Annotated in this window: 2 protein-coding genes and 2 pseudogenes; all 4 read left to right on the top strand. The window is 72.0% G+C overall.

The window, feature by feature from the left end; translation table 11 throughout:
• Positions 1-23: 23 nt before the first annotated feature.
• Positions 24-161, top strand: a pseudogene (locus SSOG_RS58240) (acyltransferase domain-containing protein); the annotation flags it as partial.
• A 16-nt stretch (positions 162-177) separates the two neighbouring features.
• Positions 178-2472, top strand: a pseudogene (locus SSOG_RS02495) (SDR family NAD(P)-dependent oxidoreductase); the annotation flags it as partial.
• 69 nt (positions 2473-2541) lie between these two features.
• Entirely contained in the window at positions 2542-3429 is an 888-nt protein-coding gene (locus SSOG_RS58235) for an acyl carrier protein (RefSeq protein ID WP_425385462.1), read from the top strand.
• Positions 3426-11655 (top strand): type I polyketide synthase (locus tag SSOG_RS02490; RefSeq protein WP_154686072.1); only part of this gene is annotated, 8230 nt, incomplete at its 3' end. The genes SSOG_RS58235 and SSOG_RS02490, both read left to right, overlap by 4 nt.

Raw genomic sequence — 11655 nt, 5'->3', positions numbered from 1 at the left:
CCCAGGGCAGCGTCTCCGGCCTGGTGCGCGGGACCGCGCTGGAGAACGAGACCGGCCCGGTGTTCGTCTTCCCGGGCCAGGGCTCGCAATGGTGGGGCATGGGCCGGGACCTCTTCGCGGCCTCCCGCGTCTTCCGGAACACCGTGACCGCCTGCGCCGACGCACTCGCCCCCCCACATCGACTGGTCGCTGACCGACCTGCTGGCCGGTACCGGGGATCCCGAAGCGCTGGAACGGGCCGATGTCGTACAGCCCGCGCTGTTCGCGATGATGGTGGCGCTGGCCGAACTGTGGCGCTCCCACGGCGTCGAACCCGGCGCCGTCGTAGGGCATTCACAGGGCGAGGTCGCCGCGGCTCATATCGCCGGCGCCCTGTCGCTCGAGGACGCCGCCACGCTCATCGCGCTGCGCAGCAGGACGATGCTGAAGCTCGCCGGGCACGGCGGCCTGATGTCGGTGGCCGCCCCCGCCGGGCGGGTGGGCCCGCTGCTGGAATCCTGGCCGGGGCGGCTGTCCCTGGCGGTGCTGAACGGGCCCTCGACCGTGGTGGTCTCCGGAGACCCGGCGGCGCTGGACGAACTGATGCGGGAGTGCGAGGCCCAGGGCCTGCGCACCCGCAAGGTGCGATCCGACATCGCGGGCCACGGTCCGCAGGCCGAAGCCGTACGGGACGAGCTGCTGACCGTCCTGGCGTCGCTGCGCCCGGTGTCCTCGCGGGTGCCGTTCTACTCCACGGTGACCGGTGAGCGGCTGGACACGGCCACGCTGGACGCCGACTACTGGTACGCGAACCTGCGGCAGATGGTGCGCATGGAGCAGGCGACCCGGTCGCTGCTGGCCGACGGCCACCGGATCTTCGTCGAGACGAACCCCCATCCGCTGCTGGCCGGCGCGATCGAGGAGACCTGCGAGACGGCGGGTGCCGACGGGGCGGTGGTCCTCGGCTCGATCCGCCGGAACGACGGCGGCGCCCGGCGCTTCGTGACCTCGATCGCCGAGGGCTGGGTGCGCGGGCTCCCGGTCGACTGGCGTACGGTGCTTCCGGACGGTTGCGGCGGCCGCCCCGTCGACCTGCCCACCTACCCGTTCCAGCGCCGGCGTTACTGGCCGGAGCCCACAGCGGAGCGCGTGCAGGCCGCCGGCGCCACCGACGGTGAGGACGCCGCCTTCTGGACACTCGTGGAGAGCGGCGACCTCGACGCGCTCTCCGCGGAATTGGGCGTCGATGCCGACGGCGGTCGGGAATCCCTCTCCGCCGTGCTGCCCGGACTGTCCGCGTGGCGCGAGCAGTACCGGCGGCGGTCGGCCGCGGGTGCCTGGTGCTACCGGGCCGACTGGACCCGGCTGCGGGAACCCGCGACCACCCCGCTCACCGGCAGGTGGCTCGCGGTGGTCCCGGCCGAATGCGAGGGCGACCCATGGGCCGAAGCGGTGCTCGACGCCCTGGGCCCGGACGTGGTGCGGATCGATGTGGAGTCCACCGAGGACACCGACCGCGAGCAGTTGGCGGCCCGACTGGCCCATGCCGGTGAGAACTCTCCTCACCCCGCCACGGAGTTCACTGGAGTCCTCTCGCTGCTGGGCCTCGCCGAGCGGCCGCACTCCGGGTTCACCTCCGTCCCGAGCGGACTGTCCGCGACCCTCGCCCTGGTCCAGGCGCTGGGCGACGCGCGGCTGCGCGCGCCGCTGTGGTGCGTCACGCGCGGCGCTGTCTCGGCCGCGCGGGACGACCGGGTCAGCCACCCGGTGCAGGGCGCGCTGTGGGGCTTCGGCAGGGTCGTCGCGCTCGAACAACCGGGTCTGTGGGGCGGCCTGGTGGACCTCCCGGAGACGCTGGACCAGCGCGCCGCCGCTCGCTTGGCCGGAGTACTGGCGGGCCTGGACGGCGAGGACCAGGTCGCGGTCCGCGCATCGGGCGCGTTCGGCCGTCGGCTGTTCCACGCCGAGCCCGCCTCCGCGCGGCCCGAGCGGCCGTGGCGTACCCGCGGGACCGTGCTCATCACCGGCGGCACCGGCGGTCTGGGCCCGTATCTCGCCCGGTGGGCCATCGAGCGCGGCGCCGGGCACGTCGTGCTCGCCGGCCGTCGTGGCCCGGACGCGCCGGGCGCCACCGCACTGCGCGCCGAACTGGAGGGCCTGGGCGCGCGGGTGACGGTCGTGGCCTGCGACGCGGCCGACCGCGACGCGCTCTCCGCCGTGCTGTCGGCCATTCCAGCCGAGTTCCCCCAATTTCCGCTGTCCGCGGTGATACACGCCGCCGGGGTGACGGACGGCGACAGCGAAGCGGCGTCGTTGACCCCCGACCGGCTGGACGCGCTGATGCGGCCCAAGCTGACCGCCGCGCTCAACCTGCACGAACTGACCACGGATGCCCGGCTGGACGCGTTCGTGCTGTTCTCCTCGGGCGCTTCGGCCTGGGGCAGCGGCGGACAGCCCGGCTACGCGGCGGGCAACGCCTACCTCGACGCGCTGGCCGAACACCGCCGTGCCCGGGGCCTGACCGCCACGTCGATCGCCTGGGGCGCCTGGGGCGAGGCGGGTATGGCCACCGACCCCCACCTGGTGGAACGGCTGGCGAAGCGCGGCGTTCTGCCGATGGAGCCGCCCAAGGCCATCGCCGCGCTCCAGCGGGTCCTTGACGACGACCGGACCACCATGACGGTGTCGGCGATGGATTGGGCCGCGTTCGCCCCCAGCTTCACCGTGTCCCGTCGCAGCCCGCTGCTGTCCGGCCTGCCGGAAGCCCGCGAACCGGCGCCCGCCGACACCGCGGGGGAGGCCGGGGACGCAAGGGATGTCGGGGACGCCGGGGACGCCGGGGACAAAACCGCGGACGGTACGCCGTCGTTGCCGCACCGCCTCGCCGAACTGCCTGACGCGGAACGGCGCCGCGTCCTGCTCGACGCGGTACGGGCCGAGGTGGCCGCGGCCCTCGGCCACTCCGGGACGGACGCCGTCCCGGCCGACCGGGCCTTCCGTGACCTCGGCTTCGATTCGGTGAGCGCGGTGGAACTACGGAACCGGCTCAAGGCGGTGACCGGGCTGCCCCTGCCGGCCGCGCTGGTCTTCGACCACCCGAACCCCACCGCCCTCGCCGGGCACATCGGGGCCGAGCTGTTCCCCGGCACACGGGAGCCCGCCGAGGACCCCGAGGCCGAGATCCGCCGGGTCCTGGCTTCCATTCCGCCGAGCAGGCTGCGCAAGGCCGGACTGCTGGACCTGGTACTGGGACTCGCGGACAGCGGCGGTGACGACACCACTCGTGCGGCCCCCGCGCGGACCGGTCCCGACAACGACCTCGACGACCTTGACGACCTCGACGGCGAGAGCCTGCTGAAAACTGGAAACCGAGACCACCACGGAATGACGCACGGCATGGCGCACGGCGCTACAGCCGGACTCACGCCCGACCTGAGAGAACGTGCATGAACACCCCCAACCAGTACATCGAAGCGCTCCGGTCCTCCCTCAAGGAGAACGAGCGGCTGCGTCGGCAGAACCAGCAGCTGGCCGCGTCGGCGGTCGAGCCGATCGCCATCGTCGGCATCGGCTGCCGGTTTCCCGGCGGCGTGGCCTCGCCCGAAGGCCTGTGGCAACTGGTCGTCGAGGGCCGGGACGTGATGTCGGACTTCCCGGCCGACCGGGGCTGGGACCTGGCCAGGCTCGGCGGCGACGGGCGCGGCCGCAGCCTCGCCCGCCAAGGCGGCTTCCTCGACCACGCGACGGAGTTCGATCCCGACTTCTTCGGCATCTCGCCGCGGGAGGCGGTCGCGATGGACCCGCAGCAGCGGCTGCTCCTGGAGACCGCCTGGGAGGCGCTGGAACGGGCCGGGATCGCGCCGACGCGGCTGCGCGGCAGCCGGACCGGAGTGTTCGCCGGAACCACCGGGCAGGACTACGGCAAGGTGGTCGCTGCGGCCCGCGAGGACATGGAGATCTACTCCACCACCGGCCATGCGGCGGGCGTCATCTCCGGGCGGCTGTCGTACGTACTCGGTCTCGAAGGCCCTGCCGTCACCGTCGACACGGGCTGCTCGTCCTCGATGGTCGCGCTGCACTGGGCGGTGCAGTCACTGCGGTCGGGCGAGTGCACTCTGGCGCTGGCCGGTGGTGCGACCGTGATGTCCACGCCCGGCATCTTCGTCTCGTTCACCGCGCAGGGCGGGCTGGCCTCCGACGGGCGCTGCAAGCCCTTCTCCGACGCGGCCGACGGAGTCGGCTGGAGCGAGGGCGCCGGGGTGCTGGTCCTGGAGCGGCTGTCGGACGCCCGGCGCAACGGACACCCCGTGCTCGCCGTGGTGCGCGGCACCGCGATCAACCAGGACGGCGCCTCCAACGGCCTGAGCGCCCCGAACGGCCCCGCGCAACAGCGAGTGATCCGGGCCGCCCTGGACAGCGCCGACCTCACCGCGGATCAGGTGGACGCGGTGGAGGCGCACGGCACCGGCACCACCCTCGGCGACCCCATCGAGGCGCAGGCCCTGCTGGCCACGTACGGGCAGGAGCGCGAACACCCGTTGCTGCTGGGGTCGGTGAAGTCCAACATCGGCCACACCCAGGGCGCCGCCGGGGTAGCGGGCCTGATCAAGACGGTGATGGCCCTGCGGCACGGGGAGCTGCCGCGCAGCCTGCACTCCGAGCTGCCCTCCTCCAATGTGGACTGGACGGCCGGTGCGGTCCAGTTGCTGGCGGAGCACACCGCGTGGCCCGAGACGGGACGTCCCCGGCGGGCCGGAGTGTCGTCGTTCGGGATCAGTGGCACCAACGCGCACGTGATTGTGGAGCAGGCGTCGTCGCCGGAGCAGCGGGTCGAGGAGCCGTCGGTGGTGCCTGGCGTGGTGCCGTGGGTGGTGTCGGGGCGGACGGCCGTCGCTTTGGATGCCCAGGTGGAGCGGCTCACCTCCGCTACGGACGGCAGTGGTCCGTTGGATGTCGGGTTCTCGCTGGCGACGGGCCGGTCCGCGTTCGAGCACCGGGCGGTGCTGCTGACCTCTGAGGAGGGCGTGGTCGAGGTTGCTCGTGGTGTTGTCGGGGACGGGCCGTTGGCTGTGGTGTTCTCCGGGCAGGGTGCGCAGCGGTTGGGTATGGGCCGGGAGTTGTATGGCCGGTTCCCGGTGTTCGCGGAGGCGCTGGATGCCGTACTGGCGCACCTTGGCGACTCGGTGCGCGGGGTGATGTGGGGTGATGATGCGGAGGCCCTGAACAGCACCGGATCGGCTCAGCCCGCGCTGTTCGCGGTCGAGGTGGCGTTGTTCCGGCTGGTGGAGTCCTTTGGTGTGCGGCCGGACTTCGTCGGTGGGCATTCGATCGGTGAGGTCGCGGCCGCACACGTGGCCGGTGTGCTGTCGTTGGAGGACGCGTGTGCTTTGGTGTCCGCGCGGGCTCGGTTGATGCAGGCGCTGCCGCCCGGTGGGACGATGGTGGCCGTCGAGGCGACCGAGGACGAGATCGTGCCGTTGCTGTCTGATCGGGTGTCGGTCGCGGCGGTGAACGGGCCGTTGTCGGTGGTGTTGTCCGGTGAGGAATCGGCGGTGCTGGAGGTCGCCGGGCGTTTCGAGGATCGTAGGACGAGCCGTTTGCGGGTCTCGCACGCGTTTCATTCGCCGCTGATGGATCCGATGCTGGACGAGTTCCGTACGGTGGTCGGAGAACTCGCCTTCCACGAGCCCACGATGCCGGTGGTGTCGAACCTGACCGGCCGGTCGGCAGACGCTTCTCAGCTGTGCTCACCGGAGTACTGGGTACGCCACGTCCGTGAGACCGTACGGTTCGCCGACGGGGTCCGGGCCCTGTCCGACGAGGGGGTACGGACCTTCCTGGAACTGGGCCCGGACGGGGTGCTCTCGGCGCTGGTCGGGAACTCGGCGCCGAATGGCACCGTCGCCGTCCCGACGCTGCGCAAGGACCGTGGAGAGGAACTCGCCCTCGTCACCGGTCTGGCGCGGCTGCATGTGACGGCCACGGCGGTCGACTGGCCCGTACTGTTCGCGGGCACGGGCGCGCGCCGCGTGGACCTGCCGACCACGGTGTTCCAGCGCCGACGGTACTGGCCCTCGGGCACCGCGCGCGTCCGGGACGCCACCGGGCTCGGGCTGGGCGCCGCGGATCATCCGCTGCTGGGCGCGGCGGTGGAGCTCGCCGACGGCGCGGGCGCCGTGTTCACCGGCCGCTTGTCCGTGCAGTCCCATCCCTGGCTCGCCCACCATGTGGTGCGCGGCCGCATTCTGGTGCCGGGCACGGCCTTCCTGGAGTTGGCGATCCGCGCGGGCGACGAGTTCGGCTGCGACCGGATCGATGAACTCACGCTGGCCGCGCCACTGGTGCTGCCCGAACAGGGTGCCGTACGGATCCAGGTGCGCGTGGGCGCCGAGCGCGGCGACGGCCGCCGTGCCATCACGGTCCACGCACGGACCGAAGCGGCGTCGCATGCCACTCCGTGGACCGAGCACGCCTCGGGCCTGCTCGGCCGGCGCGACGGCACGACCGAGGCGGGAACGGCATTCGACGCCACGGTGTGGCCGCCTGCCGGCGCCGAGCCGATCGAGCTCGGCGACTGCTACGCACACCTCGCCGACCTGGGCTTCACCTACGGCCCGGCGTTCCAGGGCCTGCGGGCGGCCTGGCGCCGGGGCACCGAGCTGTTCACCGAGGTCGCCCTCCCCCGGGAGGCCGAGACGGGCGGCCCGGCGGATGCCGGTGCGTTCTGCCTCCACCCGGCCCTTCTCGACACCGCGCAGCACGCCTCGTCCTTCGCCGATCTCGGCGCGATCAGCGAGGGCGGCCTCCCGTTCTCCTGGCAAGGCGTGTCGCTGTACGCGTCCGGGGCTACGACGGTGCGGGCCCGGCTGTCGCGGATCGAGCACGACGCCGTGTCGATCGCCATCGCCGACACGGCCGGTGATCTGATCGCGTCCGTTGACTCCTTCGTCACTCGCCCGGTCCCGGACGGTCGGCTGGACGACGGCCCGACGGCCGTGGACGCGGATTCGCTGTTCGGCCTCGACTGGACGCCCGTACCGGCAGGGTCCGGCGCGGTCCGGGCGGGCTCCGTCGCCGTCATTCGGCCGGGTGGCCACCCGGGCCCCGGCCAGCAGCCGAATCCCGCCGGTCACGGCCTGGCCGACGCTCTGCGGCATGGCGACGCGGGCGTTGAGGAACACGCGGACCTGGACGCGCTCGTGGAGCACCCGGTCCCGGACGTGGTGCTGGCGGAGCTCGCGCCCGTACCCGGACAGAACACGATAGACGCCGTCCACGCCACGGTCGCGCGGGCGCTGAGGCTCGTACAGCACTGGCTGGCGGACGAGCGGTTCGCCCGTTCCCGGCTGGTCCTGGTGTCCCGGACCCCCGGTGACCTCGCTGCGGCAGCGGCGTGGGGCCTGCTGCGGTCCGCGCACTCCGAACACCCCGACCGCGTCACCCTGCTCCACCTGGATCAGACCCCGGGCGACGACGCGGTACCGGGGGCACTGCTGTCGTGGGCGCTGACCGTGCCGGAACCGGAAATCCTCATCCGCGACGGGCAGATCCTCGCCCCCCGGCTGTCCCGCGTGCCACACGGAACCGAGGCCGCCGGCTGGGACGAAGCCGGCACGGTCCTGATCACCGGTGGCACCGGCGGCTTGGGCGCGGTGCTGGCCCGCCACCTCGTGACCGAACACGGTGTACGGGACCTGCTGCTCGCGTCGCGACGTGGAGCCGAGGCCCCCGGCGCCGCGGCCCTCGTCTCCGAACTGACCGGGCTCGGCGCGCGGGTACATACCGTGGCCTGCGACGTCGCCGACCGCCCCGCCCTCGCGGAGCTGCTGACCCGGCACGACGTATCCGCCGTGGTGCACACCGCCGGGGTGCTCGACGACGGCGTGGTCGGCGCCCTCACCGAGGAACGCGTCGGCGCCGTACTGCGGCCGAAGGTCGACGCGGCCTGGCATCTGCACGAACTGACGCGTGACCTGGGCCTGGACCTGTCGGCGTTCGTGATGTTCTCCTCCGCCGCCGGTACCCTGGGCGGGCCGGGGCAGGCCAACTACGCTGCCGCGAACGCCTTCCTCGACGCCCTGGCCGAGCACCGCCGGAGCCTCGGGCTACCCGGGGTATCGCTGGCGTGGGGCCCGTGGGCCCAGTCCGACGGCAGCGGGATGACCAGCGGTCTGACCGAGATCGACAGAGCCCGCCTGAGCCGCTCGGGTTTCCCGCCCCTGACCGCCCGACAAGGCGTGGCCCTGTTCGACGCCGCGTTGGCCACCGGCAGGTCCGCGGTGCTCCCGATCAGGCTGGACCTGCCCACCCTGCGTGCGCGCGGGGAGGTCCCACCGGTGCTGCGGGGCCTGGTACGCACCCCGATTCGCCGCGCCACCAGCCCGACCGTCAATGTGGGTGACGGTGGCGGTGGTGGTGGCGGCCTGACCGACCGGCTGGCCGGACTGAGCCGTCCGGACCGTGACGCGGCGCTGCTGGAGCTGGTCCGCGGCCAGGTCGCGCTGGTACTCGGCCACGAAAGCCCGGCAACGGTCGATCCCGTGCGGGCCTTCCGCGACCTGGGCTTCGACTCGCTCACGGCCGTCGAGTTGCGCAACGGGCTGAGTGCGGCGACCGAACTGCGGCTCCCGGCAACCCTGGTGTTCGACTACCCGACGCCGAAGGCACTTGCCGACCACCTGAGCCAGGAGCTCTCCGCCGGGCCCGCAGAGGCGGTGGCAGAGGGCCCGGTGAGCGCGCCGGTGCCGGTCGCCGACGATCCGGTGGTGATCGTGGGCATGGCGTGCCGCTACCCGGGCGGGGTCTCGTCCCCCGACCAGCTATGGGAACTGGTGGCCGGAGGCGTGGACGCGGTGTCGGAATTCCCGACGGACCGAGGCTGGGATACGGACGGGCTCTACCACCCGGACCCCGAGCGCCCCGGGACCTCGTCGACCCGTGCCGGTGGCTTCCTGCACGAGGCTGCGCAGTTCGACTCCGACTTCTTCGGGATGAGCCCGCGCGAGGCCCTGGCGACCGACGCGCAGCAGCGGCTGCTGCTGGAGACGGTGTGGGAGGCGATCGAGCGCACGGGCATCGATCCGGTGTCGCTGCGCGGCAGCCGGACCGGCGTGTTCGCCGGGGTCATGTACAACGACTACCGGACCTTGCTCACCGGCGACGAGTTCGAGGCGTTCCGGGGCAATGGCAGTGCGCCGAGTGTGGCGTCGGGCCGGGTGTCGTACACGCTCGGGTTTGAGGGTCCGACGGTGACGGTTGATACGGCGTGTTCGTCGTCGTTGGTGGCGTTGCATCTGGCGGCGCAGGCGTTGCGTGGGGGTGAGTGTTCGTTGGCGTTGGCCGGTGGTGTGACGGTGATGTCCACGCCGACGACGTTCGTGGAGTTCTCGCGGCAGGGCGGATTGGCGCCGGACGGGCGTTGCAAGGCGTTCTCGGACTCGGCTGATGGTGTGGGCTGGGGTGAGGGTGTCGGCATGCTGGTGTTGGAGCGGTTGTCCGATGCTGAGCGGAACGGGCACTCGGTACTCGCCGTGGTGCGGGGCAGCGCGGTGAATCAGGATGGCGCGTCGAATGGGTTGACCGCACCGAATGGTCCCTCGCAGCAGCGGGTGATCCGGCAGGCGCTGGCCAGTGGCGGGCTCTCACCGGTGGATGTCGATGCGGTGGAGGCGCACGGGACCGGGACGACGCTCGGCGACCCGATCGAAGCACAGGCGCTGCTGGCTACCTATGGGCAGGACCGGGACCGTCCGTTGTTGTTGGGGTCGGTGAAGTCGAATATTGGTCATACGCAGGCTGCGGCGGGTGTCGCGGGTGTGATCAAGACGGTCATGGCGATGCGGCATGGGGTGCTGCCGCGCACCCTGCACGTGGATGCTCCGTCGTCGCACGTCGACTGGACGGTGGGCGATGTCGAGCTGGTGCGGAACACCACCGCCTGGCCGGATTCGGAACATCCGCGCCGGGCGGGCGTCTCGTCGTTCGGCGTCAGTGGCACCAACGCGCACGTGATTGTGGAGCAGGCGTCGTCGCCGGAGCAGCGGGTCGAGGAGCCGTCGGTGGTGCCTGGCGTGGTGCCGTGGGTGGTGTCGGGGCGGACGGCCGTCGCTTTGGATGCCCAGGTGGAGCGGCTCACCTCCGCTACGGACGGCAGTGGTCCGTTGGATGTCGGGTTTTCGCTGGCGGCGGGCCGGTCCGCGTTCGAGCACCGGGCGGTGCTGCTGGCGGCTGCGGGTGTGGTCGTGGATGGTGTGTATGAGGTTGCGCGTGGTGTTGTCGGGGACGGGCCGTTGGCTGTGGTGTTCTCGGGGCAGGGTGCGCAGCGGCTGGGTATGGGCCGGGAGTTGTATGGCCGGTTCCCGGTGTTCGCGGAGGCGTTGGATGAGGTATTGGCGCACCTTGGTGATTTGGTGCGGGGAGTGATGTGGGGTGCCGATTCGGAGGCCTTGAACAGTACCGGGTGGGCCCAGCCTGCCTTGTTCGCGGTCGAGGTGGCATTGTTCCGGTTGGTCGAGTCGTTTGGGGTGCGGCCGGACTTTGTGGCGGGGCATTCGATTGGTGAGGTGGCGGCGGCGCATGTGGCGGGTGTGCTGTCGTTGGAGGACGCTTGTCGGCTGGTGTCGGCGCGGGGTCGGTTGATGCAGGCGCTGCCGCCCGGTGGGGCGATGGTGGCGGTGCAGGCGACTGAGGACGATGTCGTGCCGTTGCTGTCCGATCGGGTGTCGGTCGCGGCGGTGAACGGGCCGTTGTCGGTGGTGTTGTCCGGTGAGGAATCGGCGGTGCTGGAGGTCGCCGGGCGTTTCGAGGATCGTAGGACGAGCCGTTTGCGGGTCTCGCACGCGTTTCATTCGCCGCTGATGGATCCGATGCTGGACGAGTTCCGTACGGTGGTCGGGGAACTCACCTTCCACGAGCCCACGATGCCGGTGGTGTCGAACCTGACCGGCCGACCGGCAGACGCTTCTCAACTGTGCTCACCGGAGTACTGGGTACGCCACGTCCGTGAGACCGTACGGTTCGCTGACGGGGTCCGGACCCTGTCCGACGAGGGGGTACGGACCTTCCTGGAACTGGGCCCGGACGGGGTGCTCTCGGCGCTGGTCGGGAACTCGGCGCCGAATGGCACCGTCGCCGTCCCGGCGCTGCGCAAGGACTGGCCGGAGGAGACCGCGGCTGTCAGCGCATTGGCGCAGATGTACGTGAGGGGTGTGCCCGTCGACTGGCGGGCGTACTTCGCGGGCACAGGCGCGCGCCGAGTCGAGCTGCCCACTTACGCATTCCAGCACCAACGGTACTGGCCTTCGGCGCCGACGGCGATCCGGGACGCCACGGGCCTGGGGCTGACCTCGGCCCAGCACCCGTTGCTGGGTGCGTCCGTTCCTCTGGCGGATTCGGATGGCGTGGTGTTCTCCGGTCGCCTGTCGTTGGCCTCGCACCCGTGGCTGGCCGACCATACGGTGATGGGCCGGATTCTGGTGCCGGGAGCCGCTTTCGTGGAGTTGGCCATCCGGGCCGGTGATGAGTTCGGCTGCGCACGGATCGAGGCACTCACCCTCGCCACGCCGCTCGTGCTGCCGGAACAGGGCGCAGTGCAGATCCAGGTCCGCGTGGGCGCCGCCGATGCCGACGACCGGCGCGCCGTCACCGTCCACGCCCGGCCTGAAGGCGCGGCGGGAA

It is taken from the genome of Streptomyces himastatinicus ATCC 53653 (assembly GCF_000158915.1).
Lineage (GTDB): Bacteria > Actinomycetota > Actinomycetes > Streptomycetales > Streptomycetaceae > Streptomyces > Streptomyces himastatinicus.
This window is presented reverse-complemented; position numbering and strand designations above follow the sequence as displayed.

Coding starts and splice junctions, on each gene's coding strand:
- SSOG_RS58235 (WP_425385462.1), top strand. CDS start 2,542: ATGGCCACCGACCCCCACCTGGTGGAACGGCTGGCGAAGCGCGGCGTT.